Origin of the sequence: Geothermobacter ehrlichii, assembly GCF_008124615.1 — a bacterium.
Classification (GTDB): domain Bacteria; phylum Desulfobacterota; class Desulfuromonadia; order Desulfuromonadales; family Geothermobacteraceae; genus Geothermobacter; species Geothermobacter ehrlichii.
Genome location: NZ_VNIB01000017.1, coordinates 18,345 through 43,499, shown reverse-complemented (window position 1 = coordinate 43,499; position 25,155 = coordinate 18,345). Strand labels below are relative to the sequence as shown.

21 protein-coding genes are annotated in these 25,155 nt (G+C 64.3%); 2 read left to right on the top strand and 19 right to left on the bottom strand.

The features are described 5' to 3' along the window. Positions 1-4: 4 nt before the first annotated feature. Together EDC39_RS14085 and EDC39_RS14080 are read right to left on the bottom strand one after the other, a co-directional pair. Positions 5-2,329: an FAD-dependent oxidoreductase gene (locus EDC39_RS14085; protein WP_187426821.1), complete on the bottom strand. Its 2,325-nt coding sequence runs from the start codon at positions 2,327-2,329 to the stop codon at positions 5-7. A 362-nt stretch (positions 2,330-2,691) separates the two neighbouring features. Continuing rightward, positions 2,692-4,260, bottom strand: coding sequence for a sigma 54-interacting transcriptional regulator (locus EDC39_RS14080; protein ID WP_148897035.1), 1,569 nt, complete (start codon positions 4,258-4,260; stop codon positions 2,692-2,694). 173 nt (positions 4,261-4,433) lie between these two features. Between EDC39_RS14080 and EDC39_RS14075 the strand changes: the two genes are divergently transcribed. Further along, positions 4,434-5,825 carry a malonyl-CoA decarboxylase gene (locus EDC39_RS14075; protein ID WP_222862891.1) on the top strand — a complete coding sequence of 464 codons (1,392 nt, stop codon included), beginning with the start codon at positions 4,434-4,436 and terminating at the stop codon, positions 5,823-5,825. Positions 5,826-5,923: 98 nt separating this feature from the next. Here the strand turns inward: EDC39_RS14075 and EDC39_RS14070 are convergent, their stop codons facing one another. The 7 genes from EDC39_RS14070 to EDC39_RS14040 all read right to left on the bottom strand — a co-directional run bounded on the left by EDC39_RS14070 (position 5,924) and on the right by EDC39_RS14040 (position 11,619). Continuing rightward, positions 5,924-6,508 carry a cupin domain-containing protein gene (locus EDC39_RS14070; protein WP_187426820.1) on the bottom strand — a complete coding sequence of 195 codons (585 nt, stop codon included), beginning with the start codon at positions 6,506-6,508 and terminating at the stop codon, positions 5,924-5,926. Positions 6,509-6,576: 68 nt separating this feature from the next. Further along, on the bottom strand, positions 6,577-7,446 hold the full coding sequence (locus EDC39_RS14065) for an aminotransferase class IV (RefSeq protein ID WP_148897033.1): 870 nt from the start codon (positions 7,444-7,446) through the stop codon (positions 6,577-6,579). Positions 7,447-7,467: 21 nt separating this feature from the next. Beyond that, positions 7,468-8,376, bottom strand: a complete 909-nt coding sequence (locus EDC39_RS14060; RefSeq protein ID WP_148897032.1) for a thiamine pyrophosphate-dependent enzyme — start codon at positions 8,374-8,376, stop codon at positions 7,468-7,470. Then, on the bottom strand, positions 8,373-9,584 hold the full coding sequence (locus EDC39_RS14055) for a pyruvate ferredoxin oxidoreductase (RefSeq protein ID WP_148897031.1): 1,212 nt from the start codon (positions 9,582-9,584) through the stop codon (positions 8,373-8,375). The genes EDC39_RS14060 and EDC39_RS14055 overlap by 4 nt, the downstream gene beginning before the upstream one ends. Next, positions 9,577-9,888 (bottom strand): 4Fe-4S binding protein, encoded by a 312-nt coding sequence (locus EDC39_RS14050; protein ID WP_148897030.1) that lies wholly within the window; start codon positions 9,886-9,888, stop codon positions 9,577-9,579. The genes EDC39_RS14055 and EDC39_RS14050 overlap by 8 nt, the downstream gene beginning before the upstream one ends. Continuing rightward, positions 9,881-10,468, bottom strand: a complete 588-nt coding sequence (locus EDC39_RS14045; RefSeq protein ID WP_148897029.1) for a 2-oxoacid:acceptor oxidoreductase family protein — start codon at positions 10,466-10,468, stop codon at positions 9,881-9,883. The genes EDC39_RS14050 and EDC39_RS14045 overlap by 8 nt, the downstream gene beginning before the upstream one ends. Before the next feature lie 335 nt (positions 10,469-10,803). Then, positions 10,804-11,619, bottom strand: a complete 816-nt coding sequence (locus EDC39_RS14040) for a crotonase/enoyl-CoA hydratase family protein (RefSeq protein WP_148897028.1) — start codon at positions 11,617-11,619, stop codon at positions 10,804-10,806. A 121-nt stretch (positions 11,620-11,740) separates the two neighbouring features. Between EDC39_RS14040 and EDC39_RS14035 the strand changes: the two genes are divergently transcribed. Then, positions 11,741-12,445 (top strand): Bax inhibitor-1/YccA family protein, encoded by a 705-nt coding sequence (locus tag EDC39_RS14035; protein WP_148897027.1) that lies wholly within the window; start codon positions 11,741-11,743, stop codon positions 12,443-12,445. A gap of 24 nt (positions 12,446-12,469) precedes the next feature. Here EDC39_RS14035 and EDC39_RS14030 read toward each other — a convergent pair whose 3' ends face one another. The 10 genes from EDC39_RS14030 to EDC39_RS13985 form a co-directional block, all read right to left on the bottom strand. Beyond that, on the bottom strand, positions 12,470-13,585 hold the full coding sequence (locus EDC39_RS14030) for a CaiB/BaiF CoA transferase family protein (protein ID WP_148897026.1): 1,116 nt from the start codon (positions 13,583-13,585) through the stop codon (positions 12,470-12,472). Between the two features lie 15 nt (positions 13,586-13,600). After that, positions 13,601-14,188, bottom strand: coding sequence for a DUF6125 family protein (locus EDC39_RS14025; protein ID WP_148897025.1), 588 nt, complete (start codon positions 14,186-14,188; stop codon positions 13,601-13,603). A 108-nt stretch (positions 14,189-14,296) separates the two neighbouring features. After that, on the bottom strand, positions 14,297-15,535 hold the full coding sequence (locus EDC39_RS14020; protein ID WP_148897024.1) for a phenylacetate--CoA ligase family protein: 1,239 nt from the start codon (positions 15,533-15,535) through the stop codon (positions 14,297-14,299). A 233-nt stretch (positions 15,536-15,768) separates the two neighbouring features. Beyond that, on the bottom strand, positions 15,769-16,602 hold the full coding sequence (locus EDC39_RS14015; RefSeq protein WP_148897023.1) for an ABC transporter ATP-binding protein: 834 nt from the start codon (positions 16,600-16,602) through the stop codon (positions 15,769-15,771). 197 nt (positions 16,603-16,799) lie between these two features. Further along, positions 16,800-18,044 carry an ABC transporter substrate-binding protein gene (locus EDC39_RS14010; RefSeq protein WP_148897022.1) on the bottom strand — a complete coding sequence of 415 codons (1,245 nt, stop codon included), beginning with the start codon at positions 18,042-18,044 and terminating at the stop codon, positions 16,800-16,802. A gap of 86 nt (positions 18,045-18,130) precedes the next feature. Continuing rightward, positions 18,131-19,198, bottom strand: a complete 1,068-nt coding sequence (locus EDC39_RS14005) for a branched-chain amino acid ABC transporter permease (protein ID WP_148897021.1) — start codon at positions 19,196-19,198, stop codon at positions 18,131-18,133. A gap of 3 nt (positions 19,199-19,201) precedes the next feature. Continuing rightward, positions 19,202-20,095, bottom strand: coding sequence for a branched-chain amino acid ABC transporter permease (locus EDC39_RS14000; protein ID WP_148897020.1), 894 nt, complete (start codon positions 20,093-20,095; stop codon positions 19,202-19,204). Positions 20,096-20,179: 84 nt separating this feature from the next. Then, positions 20,180-22,132 carry a long-chain fatty acid--CoA ligase gene (locus tag EDC39_RS13995; protein WP_148897019.1) on the bottom strand — a complete coding sequence of 651 codons (1,953 nt, stop codon included), beginning with the start codon at positions 22,130-22,132 and terminating at the stop codon, positions 20,180-20,182. Then, positions 22,132-22,950, bottom strand: a complete 819-nt coding sequence (locus EDC39_RS13990; protein WP_148897018.1) for an ABC transporter ATP-binding protein — start codon at positions 22,948-22,950, stop codon at positions 22,132-22,134. Before EDC39_RS13990 ends, EDC39_RS13995 begins: the two co-directional genes overlap by 1 nt. Before the next feature lie 312 nt (positions 22,951-23,262). Beyond that, complete coding sequence (locus EDC39_RS13985; RefSeq protein ID WP_148897017.1) at positions 23,263-25,038, bottom strand: sigma 54-interacting transcriptional regulator; 1,776 nt, start codon at positions 25,036-25,038, stop codon at positions 23,263-23,265. Between the last annotated feature and the right edge of the window lie 117 nt (positions 25,039-25,155).

Below are 25,155 nucleotides of genomic sequence, written 5' to 3'. Positions count from 1 at the left end.
GCTATCAGCTCCGGCTCGGCATGGCGGCGGCCCGAAGGGCGTGACGGGGGCACTCCTGGGCGCAGATGCCGCAGCCCTTGCACTGCTCCCCGTCGATGGCGTAGCCACCGCCATCCCGGCAGATGACCCCTTCAGGGCAGTAGATGAGACAGGTGTCACAGCGGGTGCAATGGCCGCAGGAGAAGCAGCGATCGGCCTCGGCCGGGTCGGCGAGGCCCAGGTTGGCCTCCCGTCCCGACAGCCGTTCGGCCGGCGGCAGATGCCTCTCGTGGGCCGGCTGTGTCCGTACAAAGGCATCGAAATGGATCTCCTCGGCGGTGACCGCGATGCCGTCTTCCCGCTCCGCCGCCTCGACGGCCTCGATGCCGGTTCCGGCCAGCAGCGCGCGGGCGGCGCGTCGGCCATCGCCGATGGCGTGAGTCACCGTTCCGGCCGCGATGGCGACATCGCCGCAGCAGACCACCGGCAGAACGGAACCGCCGCTCACCACGCGCCGCCCCGCCGGCCGCCAGTCCTCCGGCAGCAGGCCGAGATCGGCGCTCTGTCCCAGGCAGAGCAGGATCCGGTCGCAATCGAGACGGGCGACGCGGTCGGTCACCACCGGCTTCCGGCGGCCGTCCTCTCCCCTGGGGCCCAGCTCGACTTCGGCCAGCTCCACGGCCTGCACCCGCCCGTCGCCGGCAAAGGCCACCGGCTGGCGATACAGCAGCAGCTCCACCCCTTCCTCGACGGCCTCCTCGATTTCCGAGTCGATCGCCGGCATCTCGGCGCGGCCGCGGCGATAGGCCAGGGTCACCCGGTCGGCCCCGTTGCGCAATGCGGTCCGGGCGGCGTCGATCGCCGAATTGCCGCCGCCGACGACTACCACGTGCCCCGACAGGCGGACATCGCCGCCCTGCCTGGCACGCGCCAGGTAGGCGAGCCCCTGCTCGACACCGGCAAGATCCTCGCCGGGCACCGCCGCCCGCCGCCAGACATCGAGACCGGTCGCCAGCAGCAGGCCGTCATGCTCCGCCAGCAGCTCGCGCAGGGCCGTCTTGTCGATCCGGCAGCCCGTTCGCGCCTCGACGCCGAGAGAGAGAATGCGGGCGATGTCCCGCTCGAGCCGCTCCGGCGGCAGCCGGTAAGCGGGGATGCCGTAACGCAGCAGCCCGCCAAGCTGATCTTCCCGCTCGTAGAGGGTGACGTCATGCCCGGCCAGGGCCAGGGTCCAGGCGGCGCTCAGCCCCGCCGGCCCGCTTCCCACCACTGCAAAGGACTTTTTCACCTTCGGCCGCTCGGGTTGCAGCAGCAATCCGGCATGGTGATCGCCGACCCAGCGCTCGAGGCTGCGGATGTTGACCGCCCCGTCGTACTCGATGCGATTGCAGCGACTCATGCAGGGCGCCGGACAGACCCGGCCGCAGACCGAAGGCAACGGCTGGGTCCGCTGCAGGATGCGGGCGGCGGCCTCGATGCCGTCGCTGCGCAGGGCCTGGATGAAACCGACCACGTCGTTGCCGGCCGGACAGCCGACACTGCAGGGTGCCGGCCGCTCCTGGTATTCGACCCGCTGGGTACGCCAGGAGCCGGTCTTCAGCGGCATCGGCGGATCACAGACCTGCCCGGTCAGCGGCGGCACCCGGGGAACGGCCACCGGCGACGGCTCGGCGGTCTTTTCCGGCAGGCGGAAGACATCCCGCAGCCGCACCTCACGGTAGGCGCGCCGTGCCGCCTCCAGGTCCGCTTCCAGACCGAGACTGCGGTAGGCCCGTTCGACATCGTCGAACCCGAAGCCGACGAGGCGGGCATAGGCACCGACCATGGTGGTGTTGACAATCACCACGGACCGGCTGCCGATGCCGTATTCGCGGGCGATGGCGGTGGCGTCGACCACCGCCACACGATACTCGGCGAACAGATCGTCGATGGCATCCAGCCCCCCGTCGCCGTTGAGCAGAACCAGGGCGCCGGGCGACAGCCCGGCCAGGATGTCCGGGCCGACCAGGCCGGAATCGAGAATCAGCAGCTGGTCCGGACGGTAGACCTTGTTGCGGTTACGTACCGGCCGGTCGCTGACCCTGGTGTAGGCCCTGACCGGCGCCCCCGAACGCTCGGAAGCGTAGTCGCCGAAGGTCTGGACAAACCGGTCCCGGCCGGCGAAGAGCATGGCGATCAGCTTGGCGCAGGTCACTCCGCCCTGGCCGCCACGGCCATGAACCCTGATTTCGAGTTCGGAAGGAATGTCGGCGGTGGGGCCGACGGCGAACTTGCCGTCCGACAGCACCGATGACGGCAAAAGTCCGCCCGCAAGAGAGCTGCCCGGCAGATTCGGATTCGACTGGCCCATATCTCTGATTCCTTTTGTCGCTGGCATGGACCGGACCTCAAGTCCGGACGACGGAATCAGAAGAGCAAGCAACCTGCCAGAAGGGGCAAAATTCTAAAATTTTGTTCTATTTTATTTTTGCGACCTGCAACAGGTTGATTTTACATTATTTTTGGCAGAGATCAGACACTTGCGAGCGAAAAGGGCCATCCAGTCGAACGGGCCGGGCGGACGCCACGGCCCGGCACAATGGAAACCAGAGGTTCCAGGCTGCACGGCAGAAACAGCTAAGCCGACGAAAGCAGAGGCCGGAAGGGGGGATGAAAGGCTGGTTTCCAGTGGAAACCTTAGGTTCCATGACCTCCATGCCTTCCTGTCGGGGTTCATCCCATGCCGTACTTCTTCAGCTTCTTCAGCAGGCCGGTATGCGACAGCCCCAGCATTCGCGCCGCCTGGCGCTTGCTCGGCGCCAGGCGCAGGACCTCGGCGATGATGCGCCGCTCCAGCTGTCCGACCTGTTCGGCCAGGGACTGCCGCCCCATTTCCGGCGGGGACGCGCCGTCCGCATGCCCGAGCTCGTAACTGAAACGGATGCTGTCGCTGCTGATGCGCTCGCTGCCGCTGAGAATCGCCGCCCGCTCGATGACGTTGCGCAGTTCGCGGACGTTGCCCGGCCAGCGATGTGCCGTCAGCTTGGCCAGGGCGTCCTCGGTCAGCCGCCGGGCACGCAGCCCGAGACGGGCGTTGACCTGAAACAGGAAATGCTCCGCCAGCAGGGGGATGTCCTCCCGCCGTTCACGCAATGGCGGAATGTGGATGGGAAAGAGATTGATGCGGTAGAAGAGGTCTTCACGAAACCGGCCTTCCCTGACCAGCTGCTCCAGGTCGCGGTTGGTGGCGGTGATGACCCGCGCGTTGACGGTGATCTCCTCGTTGCTGCCGATGCGCCGCAGCTTGCCGTCCTGAATGACCCGCAGCATCTTGGCCTGCAGCGCCGGCGGCATCTCGGCGATTTCGTCGAGAAAGATGGTCCCGTCCCTGGCCGCCTCGAACAGACCGGCCCGCCCTTCCTTGCGCGCCCCGGAAAAAGCGCCGCCGACATAGCCGAACAGCTCGCTTTCCAGCAGGTTTTCCGGCAGGGCGGCACAATTGACCGGAATGAACGGCCCCCGGCAACCGCTGGCGACATGAATGGCGCTGGCGAACAGCTCCTTGCCGGTGCCGCTCTCGCCCCGGATGCAGACGATGCCGTCGGTCGGCGCAATCTTCTCGGCGAAGACGATCGCCTGCCGCAGACCCGGACTCTGGCCGACCATGTCGTCGAAGGTGACCTGCGGCTCGCTGGCGACGGCGCTGGCGACCTCGCGAAGGCCCCGCAGATCCTGCAGCACCTCCACGGCGCCGACGATCCTTCCGCGGGAATCGCGGATCACCTCACCGCTGGCCAGATACTGGTAACGCCGGTGGCCGCGCGTCATGCTGCGCTTGACGTTGCGGTAGGTCCGCCCTTCCAGGCAGGCCAGCAGGCTGGTGTCGGACAGATCGAGATCGCGCAGGTTGCGGCCGACGACATCGGCCTCCCCCAGGCCGAGCATGGCGCGGGCGACCCGGTTGATGGTGGTCAGCTCGCCGTCCTCGTTGATCGACAGGATGCCGTCGCTGACGCTGTCGAGCACCACCTGAAAGCGCCGCTGCCGCCTCTCCTGCGGCATGGTGCGGATGCCGGCAAGGTCCTCCACCTCGGGCAGGGCGGCCAGGGCATCGAGAATCGCGGCCTCGCCGGGGGAGCCGTCCCCGGTTTCCAGCTCGAGAAAGACATGGGTCAGACCCGCGTTCTTTTCCACCTCCATGCTGAGGATGTTGACGTCGTCCTCGGCCAGCACCCGGGCGATTTCGGCCATCACGCCGACCCGGTCGACAACCTGCAATCTGAGCTTGATGTTCGATCTCATGCGCACCTCGCCGGGAAAGGTTCCGGAAACGGGTCGTGATCCTGATTCAGGGTGACGTTACCACGTTTGTCCCGGCTTGCAAAACGGCCCTCTCCTCCGCCTTCTGCTATAGTTTTAAACGCTTCCATGCCGGCACCCGAGTGCCGGCTTCACATCACCGCGGGGGAGTCTCCATGCCCATCCTGAAAGACAGCCTCAGATCGCTCGGCCGCAGCTGGACGAACCTGACCGAAAGCCTGCTCGGCGGCCTGCTCGGCAAGACCGACATCGACCTGGCCAACGGCGACGAGGAGCTGTTGCGCCGGCAGCTGAAAAAGTGGCTGGACGCCCGCGGCGGCGAGGTGTCGGCCCGCAATCACGCCATGCAGATCGGCAGCCTCTACCGCAACCTGTCGACCGCCGGCAGAAAACGCTTCCTGACGATGCTGGCGCGGGAATTCGGCATCGACCGGGCGGCGCTGAGCTGGCACTGCCAGGCCTATCTCGCCCCCGACGCAGACCACGCCGCCGTCGAGCAACAGTTGCGCGACCTGCTGGTGCCGCCGCGCCTGAAGCTGCTGCGCCAGTTCAACACCCTGCCGGACGGCATCAAGTTTCTGGTCGATTTGCGCCGCGACCTGATCGCCTTCAGCAGGGAAGATCCCGAGCTGCGGGCCTTTGACGGCGAAATCCGCCACCTGCTGGCGACCTGGTTCGACGTCGGCATGCTGCACATGCACCAGATCGACTGGCAATCGCCGGCGGCGGTGCTGGAAAAGCTGGTGGAATACGAGGCGGTGCACGAAATCCATTCCTGGCAGGACCTGCGCCACCGCCTGCATCTCGACCGGCGCTGCTATGCCTTCTTTCACCCCAACATGCCGGGCGAACCGCTGATCTTCGTCGAAGTCGCCCTCACCAACGGCATCGCCGACAGCATCCAGACCCTGCTCGACGAATCGACGCCCGACGTGCCGCCGGAAAAGGCCGACACGGCGATCTTCTACTCCATCTCCAACGCCCAGCAGGGGCTCAAGGGCATCAGTTTCGGCAACTTCCTGATCAAGCGGGTGGTCGACACCCTCAGGGCCGAGCTACCCAACATCAGGACCTTCGCCACCCTCTCGCCGATACCCGGCTTCGCCCGCTGGCTCGACGGGCTGAACGACGAAAAGATGGCCGAATACCTCGGGGAAGAAAAGATGAACCGCCTGGCGGCGCTCTGCGCCGCGCTGGAGGTGAAAGGCGGGCTGCGCTCGTTGCTGCAGCGTCCGGGCTGGCACCGCGACCGGCAGATCACCGACGTGCTCCGGCCGCTGATCGAGCACCTGCTCTACCACTATTTCCACACTTTCCGGGAGGACGGACAGCCGATCGACCCGGTCGAGCGCTTCCACCTCGGCAACGGCGCCCGCATCGAACGGGTCAACTGGCTGGGCGACATTTCCGACAAGGGCTTGGCACAGTCCTGCGGTTTCATGGTCAACTATCTCTATCCGATCAGGGATATCGAGAAGAACCACGAGCTCTACGCCACCAAACGCAAGATCGTGGTCTCCTCCGCCGTCAAGGCGCTGGGGAAGTAGGGCCGGGAAGAAAAAAGGCCGCTTCGCCTTTCAGGTCGAAGCGGCCTTTTTAGCCTTGTCCGGCCACGCAGAGCGGCCAATCCAACGTCTGGGCCCGGCTAGAGAATCATGTCCCTGCGGGCGTAGATCACCGCAAACAGCGTCGCCGGCTGGTCGCCGTGGCAGGCAACGATGTGCGGCAGGGTCGAATCGTAGTAGATGAAATCGCCGGCGTTGAGAATGTCGGTATGGCCGGCGAGGCTGACCTCGACCTGCCCTTCGAGCACGAACAGAATCTCTTCGCCGTCATGTCCGTTCGGCTCCTTCGGCGCCTGCCCCGGAGTCAGGGTGACCAGAAACGGCTCCATGTGCCGGTTCTGCTTGCGAAAACCGAGAGACTGGTAGCTGTAGCCGGCGGCGGTGTCGCGGGTTTCGCCGAAACGGGACACGGCCCGCCCCTGCTCGCTGCGGACTATGCAGTAGGGAGCGTCGGCGCTGTCGCCGAAGAGATCGCCGAGGGACACCTTGAAGGCATTGGCCAGAGCGACGATCTGCCCCAGCGGCGGTGAAACCCTGCCCGCCTCGATTTCGGCCAGCAGCTCGGGCGACATCTCCGCCTTTTCAGCCGTCTGCTCGAGGGAAAGCCCCTTCTTGTCGCGCAGTTGCCTGATCTTTTGCCCGATTGCCACTCTTGCGTCCGCCATGGTTCTCCTCCCTTCGGAAATCCTGTCTGCCGGCATCGCCGCCGCCAGCTCCGTGAAAGAACAATCTGTCAGGCGGGTTCGGTCTTGCCCATGTCCCGGTGCAGCGCCTGCCGCAGCCTGCGGGCAATGGGGCCGACCCGCCCCTGGTTGATGGTGAAATCGTCGACCCGGACCACCGGCATCACCTCCAGCGAGGTGGAGGTGATGAAGACCTCGTCGGAAAAGAGCAGGTCCTGCAGCCGGTACTCGCCGCAGATGACCCGCAGGTCGAGCTCCTGTTCGCACAGCCGGATGATGGTCGAGCGGGTCACACCCTCGAGCAGCCCGGTCGCCGCCGAGGGGGTGAAGACCCAGTGGTCACGGGTCCAGAAGATGTTGGAGGCCGATCCCTCGCAGACCTCCCCCCGGCTGTTGAGCATGATCACCTCTAAGACGCCCGCCTCCTTCGCCTCGAGCTTGCCGAGCAGGCTGTTGAGATTGCTGATCGACTTGATTTTCGGATTGATCGCCTCGGGGGCGTTGCGGCGGGTGCGGGCGACCCGCAGGGCGATGCCCTGCCGGTAGCATTCTTCGGGAAACTCCCGGAACTCCCTGGCGACGATCAGGCAGGTCAGTTCGCCTTCGAGCCGGCGCTGAAAGCCGACCTGACCCGGCCCCCGGGTGATGGTGATGCGAAAGTAGGCGTCCTGCAGGCGGTTGCGGCGGCGCAGCATGAGCAGGATGTTTTCCAGCTCCTGCTCGCTGTAGGGCATGGGATAGCAGAGCGCCTCCGCCGACTGCCGCAGACGCTGGTAATGGCGGGGAAACTGGTAGAGCCGCCCGCCGACGGAACGGAAGCTTTCGTAGATGCCATCGCCGTAGAGAAATCCCTGGTCGAAGACCGAAATCTTCGCCTGTTCGGCGGGAATGAATTCTCCGTTCAGAAAGACAGTGCTCATGGCGATGGTTCGCTGCTCGCGTCAGTCGTCGGCGAAAGCCTCCCGGTAATCGTCCCACCTGGCGTCGACCTGCGCCTGCAGGGCGGCGATCTGTTCGTCGCTCATGTGCCTGAAGCGCACCTGCAACTTGAGATAGTCGCGCACCGGACGCCGCCCCTTCTTCAGCAGCCGGGCCGAGGGCTCGGAGAGACGCTTCACACCGTTTTCGATCTCGTAGAGGACAAACAGTCCGCTCTCGACCGCCATGCGCCCGATCTTGATGGTCAGCCGCTCCTCGCAGCCCCAGCCGGGCGGACAGGGAGTCTGGATGTGGAAATACTTCAGACCGCGCATCTGTTTGGCCCTGAGCAGCTTGTCGTGAAAATCGAGCGGATAGGAAGCGGAGCAGGTGGCCACAAAGGTCGGGTTGTGGGCGGCGACGATGGCCGGTACGTCCTTGGCCGCCTGCGCCTTGCCGGTAAAGGGCGTGGTGGTGGTCAGGCTGCTGCAGGGAGTGGTGCCGGAGCGCTGCACTCCGGTGTTCATGTAGGCCTCGTTGTCGTAGCAGATGTAGATGATGTCCTCGCCCCGCTCGAGAGCCCCGGAAAGGGCCTGGATGCCGATATCCGAGGTGCCGCCGTCGCCGGCCCAGGCGACCACCTGGGTCGTCCTGCCGAGCCGTTTCATGGCGGCGCGCACGCCGGTGGCGACGGCGGCGGTGGAAGCGAAGGTGCAGTTGAAGATCGGGAACTGCGAGGCGGAAACCGGGTAGAGGCCCTGCATGACGGTCATGCAGCTCGGCGGAACGACGAAGATGCAGTCCCGCCCCAGGGCCTTGGCCCCGATGCGGTAGAGCAGCCCCATGCTGCATCCGGAGCAGGCCCGGTTGCCCGGATGGACGAATTCCTCTTCGGTCAGGCTGAGGACCGTTGTCTTTGGCGTATCACTCATAGCTGCAATCCGATCCAGTTGGGGGTATCGGCCACCTCGGGCGGCAGTTCATCCTGACCGCAGGCCTGCTTCAGGTTCCGGCAGAGTTCGTTGGTGGGAATTTCGCGGCCGCCAATGCCGACGATGAAGTTGCGCAGAACCGGCCGGGCCGGCCAGGGATAGAGAGCCGACTTGACGTCGGCGAACAGCGCCCCCTGATGTCCGTAACTGAGTCCCTTTTCGAAAACCATCACGCCCCTGGCCGCCTGCAGGGCTTCCGCCAGCTGGCGGGCCGGGAACGGCCGGTAGACCTGAACCGCCAGCACCCCGACGCGGATGCCGTCCTCCTGGCGCAGGCGGTCGACCACGTCGCGGAACTGGTTGGCCAGCGTCCCCATGGCCACGACCACGAACTCTGCATCCTCCAGGCGGTAGGCCTCGAGCACCGGCGCCCCACCGCGTCCGAAACGCTGCCGGTAGTCGGCGTCGATCTCTTCCCAGACCGCAAGGGCCTGGTGCATCTCCTGCTGCAGGTTGTGGCGGATGTCCATGTAGCCGCCGCGCAGCACTCCGCCGGCGTCGCGCCGGGCATCGGGCAGGGTGACGGAATTGAGGTTTTCCGGCCGCTGCGGATCGAGGGCGTGCTTGTAGACGTAAGGCGGCAGAAACGCGCGCACCGCCTCGGCGTCGGGCAGCTCGAAGGGCATGTAGGTATGCGACAGATAGTAGCCGTCGTAATTGACCATCACCGGAATGTGCACCGCCTCGGCCAGGCGGAAGGCCTTGATGGTGACATCGACGATCTCTTGGTGATCCTTGACGAACAACTGAATCCAGCCGGTGTCGCGCTGGCTCATGGCGTCCTGATGGTCGTTCCAGACCGACCAGGGGGCTCCGACCCCGCGGTTGACCACGCACATTACCAGCGGCAGCCGGGCGCCGGCCGCCCAGTGCAACTGCTCGCTCATGTAGAGCAGGCCGTTGGCCGAGGTGGCGGTAAAGGCCCGCACGCCGGCACTGGCGGCGCCGATGCAGACCCCCAGGGCGCTGTGCTCGCTTTCGACCGCCACGTACTCGGCGTCCATCTCGCCGCTGGCCACCCATTCCGACAGCTTTTCGGTCAGCGGCGTCTGCGGCGTTATCGGATAGGCGGCCACCACCTCGACGCCGGCCAGGCGGGCGGCGTGGGCGGCGGCATTGTTGCCGGAATCGATGCACTTGTTACTCATCGGCCCCTCCTTCGGCGAAGGTCTCCTCGGCGACCATGGTGATGGCGCCGACCGGACACTCCTCGGCACAGATGCCACATCCCTTGCAGTAGTCGAGATCGAACTGCGGCTCGATGGTCTTGCTGACCGCGACGTCGGGGCAATAGAACCAGCACAGGTGACAGGCGTGCCTGCCGGTCCTGGCCGGCGTACAGCGGCTGTAGTCGATGACCGGCCGCTCCACCCGCCAGGAGCCGGTACGGCCGGCGTCGCCGGGGCCGGAGGTCGCCGCGGAGGTCATGATCTTGAAACGGGAATCAGGCATGGGCGCCTCCCTCAGGTTCGCAGATCTCGGTCGCCTCAAAAGCGAGACGGGCGGCACGAACGTTCTGTTCGGGCCGGCGGTCGGCGAACTCCTCGGCGATGTATTCGGCCAGGCGGTCAATGGCGAGCAGCCCGCTGGCGCGACCGAGAACGCCGATGATACCGCTGTTGACGATCCCCTTGCGCAACCCGGCCTCCTCCCCTATGCGGGCGACGTTGGCCACTGCCACGCGAAAGTCCTTCTGCCGGTGCCGGCTTGGCGGATGCGGCGAGTTGATCACCAGCAGCCCGCCCGGCTTCAGCCCCACGGTCACGTCAACCTCGTTGAGAATCAGGTGATCGAGAACCACCACGATATCCGGCTCGCGGATCGGCGACAGGTCGTGGATCGTCTCCCGCGCGATCTTCAGCGACGTGCTGACCGGCGCGCCGCGGCGCTCGGTGCCGAAGGTCGGCGCCATCACCACCCCGCCGTAACCGGAGGCGAACGCGGCTTTCGCCACCACCTTGGCGGCGGTGATCGCCCCCTGACCGCCGCGGCCGTGCCAGCGGATCTGGATCATCGATGTCGTGTCTTCCATCTGCCCCTCGTCGTGCACCCGTACCGGGTGTTTCTTTAACCTGAATTCAGTGAGCTCATCGCCGGCGAATAGCGCGCGTCATTGACCTGCCTGCGGTTCCAAGAAACCGCCGGCGAACCTGTGGGTGCGCCTCGGATTTTCTGAAAACGCGTTCAGGCCAAGCACGTGCACTCTTCGTCCGGCATGAACCCACTGAGTCAGGTCCATGTGAAACGAGGGAGCATTCTAGTCCATTCCGCCCGACATTAAAAGACCTCTTGCGCCCCCGCCATGCCGGCAACGGCGCCTGTTTCGCTCCACCAAATGACAGATTCGTCGGCCGGAATTTTCCCGCTTCAGCAGCCGCGAAAACGGGGCGGCCGCTTTTCCAGAAAGGCGTTGATCGCCTCGATATGGTCCTCGGTCTGGTGCGCCATGGCCTGAAAGGCAGCGCACAGGTCGAGGAACTCGGGCAAGTCCATCTTCTGCCCCAGCCTGAGCAGCCGCTTGCCCAGGCGCAAGGCCTGCGGCGGCTGGGCGGCGATGCGCGCCGCCAGCTCGCGGGCGCGCGGCAGCAGCTCCTCCTGGTCGACCACTTCCAGCAGCAGTCCCAGCTCCAGGGCCTCGTCGGCCTTGACCAGGCGGCCGCTGAAAATCAGCTCGGCCGCCCGCTGGGCGCCGACCAGTCGGGGTAGAAACCAGGCGCCGCCGTCACCGGGGATGATGCCGAGATTGAGGAAGGTTTCGCCGAACAGGGCGCGGGTGGAACCGATGCGCAGGTCGCACATGCAGGCCAGATCCATGCCGGCGCCGATGGCCGGGCCGTTGACGGCGGCGATGACCGGGATTTCCGCCCGCTGCATCGCCAGCGGCAACTGCTGGATCCCGCGCCGGTACTGGTCCTGGATCTGCAGCACCGAACCGGAAAAGATCCCCTCGCGGTCGCGCATCTGCTTGACGTTGCCGCCGGCCGAAAAGGCGGCGCCGTCGCCGGTCAAAATCAGGACCGACAGGTCGGAATTGCGGTTGGCCCAGTCGATGGTGGCGATAATGTCCTCGACCAGGGTGGTGCCGGTCAGGGCGTTGCGAACGTCATCTCGATCGAAGGTCAGCTCGGCCACCCGGTTCTCGCAGGTCAGCCGGGCATCGGTCAGTCGCGGCATTTCAGTCATTGCAGCTCCTCCTCGAAGGTGTAGAATGGCAACGAAATGACGTTAGCAGATTCACTGCCGGATGCCAATGAACCCCGGACCGGCGATATCCGGTCACGGGCAGCGAGAAGGAGCCTGAGCAATGCTGAACCCGAAACCGCCCATCATCACCGCCACCGCGACCGTCGGCAGCGCCAGCCGCTTTTTGCCCAGGGTCTACGGCTGGATGACCGCCGGACTGGCCCTGACCGCCCTGGCTGCCCTGCTGACCCTGTCGAGCCCCGACCTGCTGCGGCTGATCTTCGGCAACAGGATGGTCTTCTACGTCCTCATCTTCGGCGAGCTGGGCCTGGTCATCGCCCTGTCGGCGGCCATCAACCGCATCGGCGTCACCACCGCCACCCTGATATTCCTGCTCTACTCGGCGCTGAACGGCGTCACCTTCGCCGCCATCTTCCTGGTCTACACCAGCAGCTCCATCGCCAGCACCTTCTTCATCGCCGCCGGCACCTTCGCCGCCATGAGCGTCTACGGCTACACGACCAGGCGCGACCTGACCGGCTGGGGCAGCTTCTTCTTCATGGGCCTGGTCGGTATCATCATCGCCTCGCTGGTCAACATCTTTCTGCAAAGCGCGATGATCACCTGGGTCGTCAGCTACATCGGCGTCTTCGTCTTTGTCGGCCTGACCGCCTACGACACCCAGAAGATCAAGCAGATCGGCGAGGCCGGTTTCGCCAGCGAGGACGGCCGCAAGAAAGCCGCCATCATCGGCGCCCTGCGCTTGTATCTCGATTTCATCAACCTGTTCCTGATGCTGCTGCGCATTCTCGGCAATCGCCGGTAAGCACCTTTCCCGCGGCAGCCGCCCTCACCCCTTCCACATCGCCAGCGCCTCGGCCGCCGACACCCGTTCGAGGGGTCGGCGCTGCCGGGGCGGCTCACCGTCGACCCAGGCGGGGAAGAGCACCTCGATGCGCCGTTCCCGGTCGTGAATCTGCAGCAGCCGACGCTGCCGGACATGCGGATGGCCGGGGACCTCGTCCTGCTCGAGGACCGGCTCGAAGCAGCAGTCGACCCGGGCGAGGCGGCGCTGCCATTCGTCCCGGTCAGCGGAGGCGAACAGGGCCTGCAGCTCGGCGATCAGCTCCTTCTGCGGCAACGGCTCGTGCTGGCGGGCGATCCAGTCCGGCCGTCCCACCGTCTCGCAGAACGCCCGCCAGAACTTCTCCTCGATGGCTCCCAGGGCGACAAAACGGTCATCGGCGGTACGATAGACCTGGTAGCAGGCCGCACCGCCGGTGAGCAGATCGCGGCCGCGGCCGAAGGCCTCACCGGGGCGGCAGGCGGCGGTCAGGCCGAAGGACTGCCAGGAGAGGGCCATTTCGAACAGACTGACGTCGATGAAGGCTCCCCGGCCGGTGCGGCCGCGCCGCAGCAGGGCGGCAAGGATGGAGGTCGCCGCCTGCTTGCCGGCGGCATAGTCGCAGATCGGCGGAAAGGGGATGACCGGGGTCTGGCCGGTTCCGGTCAGGCTGAGCATGCCGCTCATGGCGAGGTAGGTCAGGTCGTGTCCGGCCCGCTGGCGGCAGGGACCCGTCTGGCCGAAGCCGGACAGGGCGCAATGGATCAGGCGCGGGTTGATCTGCTCTAGCCGTTCGCGGCCGAAACCGAGGCGCTCGAGCACTCCCGGACGGTAGGACTCGAGCAGCACGTCGGCCGCCCGCACCAGTTCGGTCAGAGTCTGTTTTCCGGCCGCCTTCTTGAGGTCGATTTCGACCACGGACTTGCCGGCGTTGACCTGCTTGTAGAAAGGGGAAACGCCATCGCCGTCGGCCAGCATGAAGCGGCGCATCGGATCGCCGGCCGTCGGCTCGACCTTGAGCACCTCGGCACCGAGATCCGCCAGCAGCTGGGTGGCGAAAGGCCCCGGCAGGTACTGGCTGAGGTCGAGAACACGAATGCCGACGAGACAGTCACCGAGCATCGGACCGCAGCCGCCTCAGCCCTCGAGGGTGAATTCCCAGGCGCACCAGTAATCATCGGGATGCGCATCGGGCGGACAGGCAACGCAGCGGGTCCGGATCCGCGGGTCGACGGTGCGGGCGAACTCGCTGTACTCGACGATACCCACCGACTTGCAGGGGAAATCGTCCAGTCCCTTGCGTTTGCGCGCCGACTGCACCCGGCAGTCGACCATGCGAAAAACGGCCCGGGTGTCGCTGACCTCGATCGCCTGCTGCAGGTTCAGCCGCGCGTACATGCGGTGCTTCAGGCATTCGAGCAGGGCCGGAATCCCTCCGCCCGGCTCGATGCCGAGCCGCGCCATGATCCTTTTGGCCTCGATGACGGTGAACTTCTCCCAGGCGGCCCGGTCGGCCTCGATGGCGGCCTCCATGCCGTGGGCCCTTTCGATCGCCTGAAACCAGAGCCCGTCGTGCGCCAGCCAGTTCTTGGCGTCGTCGATGATGATGGCGATCAGCTCCTCTTTGCTGAGGCGATGCAGCAGCTGGATCCCCTCGTCGAGAGCTTCGGTTCCGGTTTCGGTTCCGGTTTCGGTTCCGGTTTCGGTTTTGGTCTGGGTGGACATGGATTCCCCCTTCGTTTCAGTTTGGAAAAATCTGGAATCTCACCACGAAGGCACAAAGCATAAGATTGGAATTACCTCTGGCTCTCAGTGCCTCAGTGGCAAACAGAATTACTCGATCTGACGCTGATCGTCGATCACCTTGCCGTCGTTGGGCAGGCTTCCCGGCGCGACGAACGCCACCTCGCCGCGCAGCTTGGTCACCTCGCGGATGCTGCCGACAACCGCCTCCGCCAGGCCGGCGGGCGGCTCGCCGGCCAGCTCGACCTGCAGGCACATGGCGTCGAGATCATTCTCGCGTGTCACCACCAGCCGGCCGCGTCCGAGCTCGGAATGACGCTTCAGAATGGCGTCGACCTGGCTCGGATGCACGAACATGCCGCGCACCTTGGTGGTCTGGTCGGCACGCCCCATCCATCCCTTGATGCGGATGTTGGTGCGGCCGCAGGGGCTGGCTCCGGGCAGGATGGCCGACAGGTCGCCGGTGGCGAAGCGGATCAGGGGATAGTCGGGATCGAGACGGGTCACCACTACCTCGCCGACCTCCCCCTCCGGCACCGGCTCGCCGGTGCCGGGGCGGACGATTTCGAGAATGATCCCCTCGTCAACGATCATCCCCTCCAGGGCCTCCGACTCGTAGGCAATCAGGCCAAGATCGGCGGTGGCGTAGCACTGGCGGACGGCAATGCCGCGCTCTGCCATGGCCTCGCGCAGGCTCGGCGGCAGGTATTCCCCCGAAACCAGCGCCTTTTTCAGGCTCGACAGGTCACTGCCGAGCTCGGTCGCCTTGTCGACAATCAGCTTGAGAAAGGACGGTGTGCCGACATAACCCTGCGGCCGGACATGCGCCATCACCTGCACCTGCAGCTCGGTCTGGCCGACCCCGGCCGGCACCACGGCGCAGCCCAGGGCACGCGCCGCCGATTCGACCATCATGCCGGCGGGAGTGAAATGATAGGAGAAGCAGTTGTGCAGAATATCCCCCCGCCGCACGCCGGCGGCGAACAGGGCGCGGGCGAAACGCCAGGCGTCCGGCCGGTCGCTGCCCGGCTCGAAGATCGGGCCCGGCGAGGCGAAGATCTGGCGCAGCTCGGGCGGAGCGATGCCGGTCAGTCCGCCGAACACCGGGGCCGAGCGCTGCTTTTCGATCAGATCCGACTTGCGCAGCAGCGGCAGGCCGGCCAGCGCCGTCCGGTCCCCGATCTGCCGGCCGTCGACACCGGCGAGGGTTTCGGCGAAATGGGGTGCGGTTCGCCTGGCGTGCTCGATCTGTTCGCCCAGCCGGGCGAACAGGTCCGCCTCGCGCTGCTCGGGACTGCGGGTTTCGAGATCGTCGTAGTACTGGGGCATGGGGATCTCCGTTTGAAAAAAGTCAGAGGGGAAAAACAGTGGCCACCCGCCCGCTGTGCCCGCTCAGGACGCCAGTGGTGCAGGACCTTTCCCTTGCATCCGGTCTCTCCGGCGGTCGATAAAGGTTCAGATGCAAGGCTTGCGAAAGGCTGAGGGCTGAGTCGTAGCGGAGCTACGTCGAAGCCCGAAGACCGAGCGTAACGCAGCAGATGAGCCTTTGGCGGCCGCCGGTTTTACATCCACCTCTTCCGTCGCTTGTACGACTTGATGTTCTTGAACGACTTGCGCTCGCCGCTTCCGCCGCCAAGATAGAACTCCTTCATGTCCTCGTTGCTGAGCAGTTCTTCGGCGGTGCCGTCGAGGACGATCTTGCCCGATTCCATCACATAGCCGTAGCTGGCGCTGTGCAGGGCCATGTTGGCGTTCTGCTCGACCAGCAGCATGGTGATCCCCTGCTCCTTGTTGATGTTGCGGATGATTCCGAACACCTCCTTGACCAGCAGCGGCGACAGGCCCATGGAGGGTTCGTCGAGCAGGATCATCTCGGGCCGGGCCATGATCGCGCGACCGATGGCCAGCATCTGCTGCTCGCCGCCGGAGAGGTAACCGGCCAGGCCGGTTCGCTCCTTCAGCCGCGGAAAGTAATGGAACACCTTCTCGATGTCGTCGTTGATTTCGCGGTCCCTGCGGGTAAAGGCGCCGAGGCGCAGGTTCTCGATGACGGTCATGTCCTCGACGATGCGCCGCCCCTCCATGACCTGGAAGATCCCCTTGCGCACGATGTCGTCCGGGGAACTGTTGGCGATGTTCTCGCCCTTGTAGGTGATGGTGCCGCGCGTCACCTCGCCATCCTCGGTCTTGAGCAGCCCGGAAATGGCCTTGAGGGTGGTCGACTTGCCGGCGCCGTTCGGCCCGAGCAGGGTGACCAGCTCGCCCTTCGGCACGTCGAGGCTGATGCCGCGCAGCACCAGGATGACCTCGTCGTAGACCACCTCGATATTGTTGACCGAAAGGAGAATTTCCTTCTCTTCAGGTTTTTCTGTCACTTTGACGGCCGGTTCGGACATGGGAATCTCCGTTTTTGGACTGAATACGGAACTCAGGAGCCAGGAGTCAGAATTCAGGAGTCAGGAGCAAAGTCTTTCTGCCGCGACCTGGCGTCTGAAGTCTGGATCCCGGCGGTTCCCGGCGGGGGCGGCAACCGCCCCCGCCAGAACCTCCAGTCTCAAGCCTTTAACCTGTGGCTGTCAGCTTCCGCTGACAATCACCAGCCAAGCCATTCAGGCCGCCGCGGCACTTCCACGGTGGCCAGCTTGGTCATCTTGAAGTCGCCGCCGTTGTACTTGCTGGTGTAGACGTTGACCAGGGTGGTGCCGCGATGGTCCTCGGCCGTCCAGGTCGACGGCGTGCAGACCCCTTCCAGTCCCGGCGGCACGAAGTCCTTCATCTGCTCGAAGCCCTTCTTGATGTTCTCGCCGGTGATGCCGCCCATGGCTTCAGCCTTGACCATCGCCTCCTTCATGTAGAAGGTGGCGCAGACGCCGCGGACATAGTGCAGCATGCGCCGCTTGGTGCCGCTGGGATCGGACATCTTGGAGATCTCCTTCAGCGTCTTCATGCCGGGCACGTCGTCCCCCCAGGCGGCGGCGCCGACCACCCAGACGATGCCGTCACCGGCATCGCCGGTCGCCTTGATGGAGTTTTCGTCCCAGCCCCAGATGTTGGTCAGGAACTGGGTCTTGACGCCGACGGTGCCGCACGACTTGAGCAGCGAGATGTTCGAGCTCGAGGTGTTGGCCAGATAGGCGTAGTCGGCCCCCGACTCCTTCAGCGACAGGCACTGGGCCTTGGCGTCGGCCGGCTTCAGCGAATAGACGATGGAGGGCAGCACCTCGAAGCCGAGCTCCTTGGCGTACTCGGCACAGGCAGCCTTGGGTGCGTTCGGATAGGGATGATTGTCACCCATGTGGATGAACTTCGGCTTGCCCGACTTGCCCTTGGCCTTCCAGTCTTCGGCCGCCCACTGCACCAGGCCTCGGCAGGCATCGGAATAGGACGGACCGTAGAAGAAGTTGTAGGGCGCCGGGGACTTTGTCTTCGGCGACTTGCCGGTCGGGTCGGTCAGGTGTCCGGAGTAGGATGCCGAGATGTAGGCGATCTTGTCGCGGGCGATGAACTTGACCAGCGCCTCGGTGTCGGCGGTGCCCCAGCCCTGGATGGCGACCGGTTTCAGCGACGACATCCACTTCTTGTAAGTGGCGATCGCCCGCGGCGCGTTGTAGGAATAGTCGACGGTGTCGAACTTGATCTGCTTGCCGTTGACGCCGCCGTGCTTGTTGATGTAGGCGAGGGCGTCATCAATGCCGTTGCCGTAGGGGATGCCAACCCCCGAGGTCGGTCCGGTGTAGGCGGCCAGGTGGCCGACAGGGATGGTGTCGGCGGCGGTAGCGACCCCGACAATCGCCAGCGAAGCCAGTAACAGAGATCCGAGAATCAACGATTTGCGCATGGTTTTCCTCCCTTGCTTGGAAACGGGCCCGCAACGCGGGACGTTGACATGGAGTGATCCTGCACGACACATCCTCAATAAATCCATCAATAGGAAAATGGATAGAGCTTCCAGTAGGCCTTGATCATCCGCCAGCGATGGGCGAGTCCGTCCGGCTCGAAGATGAGAAAGAGAATGATCGCCAGGCCGATCGACATCTCCTTGATGTAGGCCAGCGCCTGGGTCACTCCGGGGAAAAAGCCGCCGGCAAGGGAGACTCCCGCCTCCATCACTTCCGGGAGCAGCACCATGAACACCGTACCCATCAGGCTGCCCATGACCGAGCCCAGACCACCGATGATGATCATGCCGAGAAACTGGATCGACAGCAGGATGTTGAAACCCTCGGCAGAGACGAAACCGAGGTAGTGACCGAACAGGGCGCCGCCCACGCCGGCGTAGAAGGAGGAGATGCCGAAGGAGAGGATCCGATACTTGGTCAGGTTGATCCCCATGATCTCGGCGGAAAGGTAGTGATCGCGCACGGCGACGAAGGCGCGGCCGTCGCGGGTGCGCAGCAGGTTGGTCGCCATGAGGAACATCACCACCAGGTAGACGAGAACCACGTACCAGTAGCTCTGGTCGGTGTTGAACTCGTAGCCGAACATGGAGAAGGGATTGGCCATGGCGCCGGCGACGCCGCCGGTGAACCACTCGGCGCGGGCGAAGAAGTCCTCGAGAATGAACTGCGAGGCGAGGGTGGCTATGGCCAGGTAGAGTCCCTTGATGCGCCCGGCCGGAATGCCGACGAGCAGGCCGAGAGCCATGGTCATCATGCCCGCCAGGGGAATGCAGAAGAAGACCGGAATGCCGGTGGAGTTGTTGAGCCAGGCCGAAGCAAAGGCGCCGAAACCGAAGAAAGCGGCGTGACCGAGGGAGATCTGCCCGGTGAAGCCGACGACGATGTTCAGCCCCAGCGCGGCGACGGCATAGTAGCCGATCTGGATGCCGAGGTTGAGAAAATAGGCGTTGAGCACAAACGGCGCGAAACAGAGGAAGACAACGGCGGCGATCACCATCCGCCGCGACAGGGGAGTCGGGAAGATGGTCGTGTCCTGCTCGTAGGTGGTGCGGAATTCACCGCAGTTCATCCGGGCATGAGCTGAAGAAGACATGGATCAGATCCTCTCGATATCCTTGGTTCCGAAAAGGCCGTAGGGCTTGATCATCAGGATCACCACCAGGGCGTAGAAGGGAGCGATGGTGTACATGTTGCCCAGGTGCAGCCACTGGCTGTCGACGAACTCGGCCAGATTCTCCAGCACGCCGATGATCAGGCCGCCGACGATCGAGCCGACGATCGAGTCGAGTCCTCCGAGAATGACCACCGGAAAGACCTTGATGCCGAAGAAGGAGAGGGCCGAGGAGACGCCGTTGACCATGCCGACCACCACCCCGGCCAGGGCCGAGACCAGGGCCGAGATGGCCCAGGCGGCGGCGAAGACCTTCTTGACCGAAATGCCGAGGCTCTGCGCCACCTGCTGGTCGAAGGCGGTGGCACGCATTGCCAGGCCGAGGCGGGAATGCTTGAAGAAGTAGTAGAAGCCGATCATGATGATGATCGAGATCACCAGGCTCATGATGTAGGCGGTCTGGATCTGCAGTCCGAGGAAACTCACCGACTGGATCTCGAACACCTGCGGAAACGGCTTGGCGTAGACCCCGAAGATCCAGCCCATCAGCGACTGGAAGAACATCGACAGACCGATGGTGACCATGATCACCGAGATGATCGGCTCACCGATGAGCGGCCGCAGCACCACCATCTGCAGCAGGATGCCGAAGACCACCATGAAGGCCAGGGTAACGGGAAAACCGATCCAGAACGGCAGGTGGAACTTGACCAGCAACGCCCAGCAGGTCCAGGCACCGATGAGCAGAAACTCCCCCTGGGCGAAATTGACCACCTGGGTCGACTTGTAGATCAGTACGAAGCACATCGCCACCACCCCGTAGAGGGTGCCGACGATCAGACCGTTGACAATCAGCTGGGTCAGAAGTTCAAAGTTCATAAAGACTCCTAAAAATCAGGTTCGAGGCGCAAGGCGCCGGGATTTGAACCCGAGGCCCGACGCCCAACGCCCGGTGCCTTCGATTCACACTGCCGACTTCAGCCTGCCGTCCACCGAGCCCGCATCGCCATCCCGCCCCAGGTCGACCACCCGCACGTCGGTCTGCACCCGTGACTTGGTGCCGTCCTGGAAGGTGATCATGGTGTCGATATGGACGGTCTCCAGGTCGGAGTAGATGGCATTGATGATGTCGGCGTATTTTTCGCGGATCACCCCGCGGCGCACCTTGCGGGTCCGGGTCAGCTCGCCGTCGTCAGCGTCGAGCTGCTTGTAGAGCAGCAGGAACTTGCGGATGCGCTGCGCCTCCGGCAGGGTGGCATTGACCTGCTCGACTTCCTTGCGCACCAGATCGTAGACCTGGGGCTGGGCCGACAGGTTGATGTAGTTGGTGAAGGCGATGCCGCGCTGCTCGGCCCACTTGGCGACGATTTCGTAGCGGATGCAGATGATCGCCGCCAGGTAGGGGCGCCCGTCGCCCTGGATGACCGCCTCGGCGATGAAGGGGGAGAACTTCAGCTTGTTCTCGATGAACTGCGGCGAGAAGCGGCTGCCGGTTGAGGTTTCGGCCAGGTCGGAGATGCGGTCGATCACCACCAGGTGGCCGTTCTCCTTCTTGAAGTAGCCGGCATCGCCGGTGTGCATCCAGCCGTCTTCGAGGGTCTCCTCGGTCGCCTTTTCGTTCTTGTAGTAACCGAGGAACATGCCGCGGGTCCGGGCCACCACCTCGCCGACCCCGTTGGCGTCGGGATTGTCGATCCTGACCTCGGCGGTGGAGAAGGGAACGCCGACCGTATCGAAATCGACGTCGTCGGCCTGGTGGATGGTGTAGGCGCCGCCGAGTTCGGTCTGACCGTAGAGCTGGCGCAACGGCACTCCCATGGCGAGGAAGAACTTGAAGGTGTCGGGGCCGAGGGCGGCGCCGCCGGTGGCGGCCGAGCGCAGGTTGCTGAATCCGAGACGGTCCTTCAGCGCCCGGAACAGCAGCCAGTAGGCCAGCTTCGACTGCCCCTTGCCCTCCCTGGCCGCCTTTTCCGCCAGCCGCATGCCGAGGTTGAACATGCGCTGCTTGAAGGGGGTGGCGTCCATCATCCGCGCCTTGACGTCGGCGGCGATGCTCTCCCAGACACGCGGCGCCAGCAGCACGAAATTGGGCCCGATTTCGCGCAGGTCGGACATCATCGTTTCCGGCTCCTCGACGAAGTTGACGATCTGCCGGCTGATCAGCGCCTGCGCCACGGCATAGACCTGCTCCATGATCCAGGGCAGGGGCAGCACCGAAACGTAGTTGTCGGTCGGGTATTTCGGGTCGTTCTGCAGGTAGTCGAAACAGTGCTCGAGCATCGGCCCGCACTGCAGCATGGCCAGCTTCGGATTGGAGGTAGTGCCCGAGGTCGGACAGAGGATGGCGACATCCTCCGCACGGCCGGCGGCGACCAGCTCATCGTAGAGTCCGGGCTGCTCGGCGTCGAGCTCGTCCCCCAGCCGCATCAGCTCGGTGTGACTGAGCAGGCGCGGATCGTCGTACTTGCGCATGCCGCGCGGATCGCAATAGACGATGTGCTTGACGCAGGGGCACTGCTCGGTGATCTCCAGCACCTTGTCGACCTGCTCCTCGTCCTCGGCGATAATGATCTTCGCCCCGGCGTAATTGATCAGGTAGGCGACCTCCTCGTTGAGGGAATCCTGGTAGATGCCGAAGATCATCGCCCGCAACGCGTGCGAGGCGATCTCCCCGGCCACCCATTCGGGACGGTTGTCGCCGATGATGCCGACGGCGTCGCCCTGGCCGATGCCGAGCTTGTGCATGCCGAGGGCGAATCGCCGCACCATCTTCTGGTAGTCGGCCCAGGTGAAGGCGTTCCAGATGCCGAACTCCTTCTCGCGCAGGGCAATCTCGTCCGGCCAGTTGGCGGCATTGTAGGCCAGCAGCTTGGGAAAGGTATCGTAGCGCTTGACATCGGCGTATTCGACTTTCATCAGGCGACCTCCCCGGCCCGGGCCTCCCGGCCGTCTTCCACATCGTCCTCGCCCAGGTAGGCCTTGCGCACCCGCGGATCGGCCATCACCTCGTCGGGCAGACCCTCGGCGATCTTCTTGCCGAAATCGAGCACCATCACCCGGTGCGAGATATCCATCACCACGCCCATGTCGTGCTCGATCATCACCACCGTCATCCCCCACTCTTCGTTGAGATCGATGATGTAGCGGGCCATGTCCTCCTTCTCTTCCAGGTTCATTCCCGCCATCGGCTCGTCGAGCAGAATCAGGTCGGGACGCAGAGCGACGGCGCGGGCCAGCTCCACCCGCTTGCGCAACCCGTAGGAGAGGGTGCCGGCCACCGACTTGCGGATATGGGCGATCTCGAGAAAATCGATGATGTCCTCGACCTCGGCCCGGTGTCGCAGCTCCTCCCTGCGGGCGCCGGTCAGCCAGTAGATAGATCCGGTGAGAAAATTGTTCTTCAGCAGGTGATGACGGCCGACCATGATGTTGTCGAGCACCGTCATGTGATTGAACAGGGCGAGATTCTGGAAGGTTCGGCCGATGCCCAGGTTGCAGCGGTCGTTGGGACGCAGCCCGATCAGCTCCTTGCCCTTGAAGACGATCGAGCCCTGGTTGGGCTGATAGCGACCGGAAATGCAGTTGAGCATCGAGGTCTTGCCGGCGCCGTTGGGGCCGATGATGGAGAAGATCTCACCCTTGCGGACCTGGAAACTGACATCGGTCAGGGCGTGGACGCCGCCGAAGGAGAGCGAAACGCCTCGAACCTCGAGAAGTGGGGCTGTTTCAGACATGTGGCTTCCTCGTCAGTCGAAATGGGATGGAAAAGACGCCGGTGGCAACCGGCACTCTTCCCGAAATGGGACGAAATCCCTGCCCCGCCCTTTTGCAACCAGAATACCAAACACTGTTTTTAAACGAAAACGCCACACATATAAATGATAACATGTTGTTTTTAAAAGAACTTTTTACAGATTAAAGAACAATACTTAATTGAAGCAAACAATAATCGAGGGCATCGTCTGTCATCTTTGTTAACAGTGTTTTCCGCCAATCCAAACCAACAGCGACATCTCACCCCAAAAAACCGGCGGGCACTGCCGACATTACTGGATGTTGTACTTGTTCAGCTTCTTGTAGAGTCCGGGCCGGGAGATACCCAGGACATTGGCGGCACTGAGCTTGTTCCCACCCACCCGCTCGAGGGATGCCTCGATCAGCTGGCGCTCCATCTCCTCCAGGATTTCCTGGAGGGATTTCTGCCCGATGGCGCTCAGCAGCTCGTCGCGAGCCGGAATCACCGCCTTGCCGCCGGCGGCGCCCGGCCGGGTCCGGCGGATGGTCGGAGGCAGGTCGGCGGCCCTGATGAGCGGTCCGTCCGTCATGTTGAAGGCACTTTCGATGATGTTGCGCAACTCACGGACGTTGCCGGGAAAGTCGTAACTTTCCAGCAGCTTCCACGCCTCGTCGTCCAGCCCCTGAATGGCCATGCCGAATTCGGCGTTGAAGTCGTCGATCAGGTGCTTGGCGATGAAATAGATATCCTCCCGCCGGTTGCGCAACGGCGGGATCTCGAGCGAGATGACGTTGAGCCGGTAATAGAGGTCGGTGCGGAACCGCCCCTCCCGCACCCGCTCCTCGAGGTCGACGTTGGTGGCGGCGATCACCCGCATGTCGATGCTGCGGGTGCCGGTGCCGCCCAGGGGCGTCACCTCCTTCTCCTGCAGCACGCGCAACAGCTTGGCCTGCATCACCAGCGGCATATCGCTGATCTCGTCGAGAAAGATGGTGCCGCCGTCAGCCTGCTCGAACTTGCCGACCTGGCCACCCTTGCGCGCCCCGGTGAAGGCTCCCTCGACATAGCCGAACAGTTCCGACTCGAGCAGATGATCGGGAATGGCGGCGCAGTTGACCCGGACGAAAGGCCCGTAGCGGCGCTGGCTGGCGGCATGAACGGCATGGGCGAACAGCTCCTTGCCGGTGCCGCTCTCCCCCAGCAGCAACACGTTGGACGGCCGTCGGGCGATGCGCAACAGACGCTCCTTCAGATCCTTCATCACCCGGCTCTGGCCGATGATGCTGTTGCAGTCGTACTTGAAGCAGTGGGCGTTGCCGCCTCGCCGGGACACCTTCCTGCGTGCCGGCGGCCGGACATAGGCCTGGACCTTTTCCGCCATCTGGAACAGCTCGCGGGCATCACTGAACAGAATCCTGCCCCAGCCCCCGACCACCTCGCCGTCGCGGAACAGGGGATAGCGGCTGACGATGGCGTGACGGCCGTTGAGCAGGTGAGGTTCGGCCTCTTCGGCCAGCCCCTTGTCCATGACCGACGGCAGGCGCGAGGGATTGGAATTGGGATAGGCCTGCAGCACGTGCCGGCCGAGCATCTCTCCCGCCGCCAGGCCGAGAACATCGGCGAAAGGCTGGCTGATCATGGTGATCACTCCCTCGGTGTTGACCATGATCAGGCTGTCACCCGACATGTCGACGCCGGCAGGCAGGCTGCCGACAAGCCCCGGAAGCTCGAGCAGTCCGTCCGACACCTGCTCCCGGCGCAGCAGACAGAAACAGCCGCCGGTGGCCTGTCCGTTCCGGCCGAACGGCATGTAATTGCAGTAATACTTGGCGCCGTCGATCCAGACCGGCTGTTCCTGGAAACTGACCCCCCGGACAATGAAAGGGAGAAGAAAACCGAGAGAAATGACGTGACCGAGGCGCTTGCCGACGAGCTCTTCCGGCCGCTTGCCGACAAAGGCAAAGGAATCCTCGTTGCTGAGCACGATGCGCTGCTCTTCGTCGAGAACGACCAGCCAGCTCTCGGCCGGCAACTCCAGCGAACCGACATCGAACCCGGCTTCCCGGGCCTGCAACACGAAATCCATGACCAACTCCTCCAGTCGACAGGCAAAATGGCGACCGTCGGCGGCAGTGCCGGGCCCCGCGCCCGGATGCGAACAAAAATAATACAGTGTTTTATATTTTAACGCAAAAGAAATGTT

What these genes read in the sequence shown, in the direction of transcription:
- EDC39_RS14020 (WP_148897024.1), bottom strand. Translation starts at nt 15,535, where the DNA reads ATGCCCCAGTACTACGACGATCTCGAAACCCGCAGTCCCGAGCAGCGC.
- EDC39_RS13990 (WP_148897018.1), bottom strand. Translation starts at nt 22,950, where the DNA reads ATGTCTGAAACAGCCCCACTTCTCGAGGTTCGAGGCGTTTCGCTCTCC.
- EDC39_RS13985 (WP_148897017.1), bottom strand. Translation starts at nt 25,038, where the DNA reads ATGGATTTCGTGTTGCAGGCCCGGGAAGCCGGGTTCGATGTCGGTTCG.
- EDC39_RS14075 (WP_222862891.1), top strand. Translation starts at nt 4,434, where the DNA reads ATGCCCATCCTGAAAGACAGCCTCAGATCGCTCGGCCGCAGCTGGACG.
- EDC39_RS14065 (WP_148897033.1), bottom strand. Translation starts at nt 7,446, where the DNA reads ATGAGCACTGTCTTTCTGAACGGAGAATTCATTCCCGCCGAACAGGCG.
- EDC39_RS14035 (WP_148897027.1), top strand. Translation starts at nt 11,741, where the DNA reads ATGCTGAACCCGAAACCGCCCATCATCACCGCCACCGCGACCGTCGGC.
- EDC39_RS14030 (WP_148897026.1), bottom strand. Translation starts at nt 13,585, where the DNA reads ATGCTCGGTGACTGTCTCGTCGGCATTCGTGTTCTCGACCTCAGCCAG.
- EDC39_RS14070 (WP_187426820.1), bottom strand. Translation starts at nt 6,508, where the DNA reads ATGGCGGACGCAAGAGTGGCAATCGGGCAAAAGATCAGGCAACTGCGC.
- EDC39_RS14085 (WP_187426821.1), bottom strand. Translation starts at nt 2,329, where the DNA reads ATGGGCCAGTCGAATCCGAATCTGCCGGGCAGCTCTCTTGCGGGCGGA.
- EDC39_RS14000 (WP_148897020.1), bottom strand. Translation starts at nt 20,095, where the DNA reads ATGAACTTTGAACTTCTGACCCAGCTGATTGTCAACGGTCTGATCGTC.
- EDC39_RS14060 (WP_148897032.1), bottom strand. Translation starts at nt 8,376, where the DNA reads ATGAGTGATACGCCAAAGACAACGGTCCTCAGCCTGACCGAAGAGGAA.
- EDC39_RS14010 (WP_148897022.1), bottom strand. Translation starts at nt 18,044, where the DNA reads ATGCGCAAATCGTTGATTCTCGGATCTCTGTTACTGGCTTCGCTGGCG.
- EDC39_RS14005 (WP_148897021.1), bottom strand. Translation starts at nt 19,198, where the DNA reads ATGTCTTCTTCAGCTCATGCCCGGATGAACTGCGGTGAATTCCGCACC.
- EDC39_RS14040 (WP_148897028.1), bottom strand. Translation starts at nt 11,619, where the DNA reads ATGACTGAAATGCCGCGACTGACCGATGCCCGGCTGACCTGCGAGAAC.
- EDC39_RS14050 (WP_148897030.1), bottom strand. Translation starts at nt 9,888, where the DNA reads ATGCCTGATTCCCGTTTCAAGATCATGACCTCCGCGGCGACCTCCGGC.
- EDC39_RS14055 (WP_148897031.1), bottom strand. Translation starts at nt 9,584, where the DNA reads ATGAGTAACAAGTGCATCGATTCCGGCAACAATGCCGCCGCCCACGCC.
- EDC39_RS14045 (WP_148897029.1), bottom strand. Translation starts at nt 10,468, where the DNA reads ATGGAAGACACGACATCGATGATCCAGATCCGCTGGCACGGCCGCGGC.
- EDC39_RS14015 (WP_148897023.1), bottom strand. Translation starts at nt 16,602, where the DNA reads ATGTCCGAACCGGCCGTCAAAGTGACAGAAAAACCTGAAGAGAAGGAA.
- EDC39_RS13995 (WP_148897019.1), bottom strand. Translation starts at nt 22,132, where the DNA reads ATGAAAGTCGAATACGCCGATGTCAAGCGCTACGATACCTTTCCCAAG.
- EDC39_RS14080 (WP_148897035.1), bottom strand. Translation starts at nt 4,260, where the DNA reads ATGAGATCGAACATCAAGCTCAGATTGCAGGTTGTCGACCGGGTCGGC.
- EDC39_RS14025 (WP_148897025.1), bottom strand. Translation starts at nt 14,188, where the DNA reads ATGTCCACCCAGACCAAAACCGAAACCGGAACCGAAACCGGAACCGAA.